General features: G+C 66.9%; 1 pseudogene. It reads left to right on the top strand.

Annotated features, from left to right (window positions below):
• The first annotated feature begins 58 nt into the window (after positions 1-58).
• Positions 59-990: pseudogene (locus ACFVDM_RS38345) on the top strand (IS5 family transposase).
• Positions 991-1009 lie beyond the last annotated feature (19 nt).

Here is a 1009-nt window from a genome sequence, read left to right as displayed (position 1 = left end):
TAGGCACTGTTTCTCGGATCTCCTGACGTGCGTGGGGTGTTGGGGGCAGGCTGCTTTTATGGGCCGTGGTGATCTGACGAATGCGGAGTGGGACCGGCTGGAGTCGCTCTTGCCTCCTGGTGGGGCGCGCGGGGGCCGGTGGAGTGACCACCGTCGGGTGATCAACGGGGTTCTCTACCGAGTCCGGACGGGCGTGCAGTGGAGGGACCTGCCGGAGAGGTTCGGGCCGTGGGAGACCGTCTACAAACGCCATCGTCGCTGGTCAGCGGATGGAACATGGACGATGCTGCTGTCGCGGATCCAGGCGGCCGAGGACGCCGCGGGCCAGATCGACTGGGACGTATCGGTGGACTCGACAGCTGTGCGGGCCCACCAGCACGCCGCCGGCGCGCGGAAGGCACCGGCGGTCGCGGTCCCTCAAAAGGGGATCGCCAGGGGGACGAACCAGGTCGATCCGGTGTTGAGGAAACTGGCCGCCCGGTTGGAGGACGTGGTCAGATCGGCGAGTGTCTGGGACGTTCCCGCGGCGGATTCACCACCAAAATCCACCTTGCCGCCGACGGGCGATGCCGGCCCCTCGCCCTCGTCCTGACCCCCGGACACTACGGTGACGGCCCTCAACTCGAGCGAGTGCTGGAGCAGCTCTCCGTGCCCCGCATCGGAGTCGGCCGACCCCGGACCCGGCCCGACCATGTCCTGGCGGACAAGGCCTACACCTCCCGGAAGAACCGCCGCTACCTGCGACGACGCGGCATCCGGCACACGATCCCCGAACGCCTCGACCAGCAAAGACACCGCAAGAACCGAGGCTCCCGAGGCGGCCGCCCCACCGACTTCGACAGCGAGCGATACAAGAAGCGCAACACCGTCGAACGCACCATCAACCGCCTGAAAGGCTTCCGCGCCGTCGCCACCCGCTACGAGAAACGCGCCTACATCTACCTCGGCACCGTCACACTCGCAGCCCTCGTCATCTGGCTCAGAACATGATCCGAGAAACAGTGCCTAG

The sequence above is a fragment of the Streptomyces sp. NPDC057682 genome (genome assembly GCF_042799575.1).
Lineage (GTDB): Bacteria > Actinomycetota > Actinomycetes > Streptomycetales > Streptomycetaceae > Streptomyces.
Note: the sequence above shows the minus strand (reverse complement) of the source record. Positions and strands in the feature narration are given on the sequence as shown.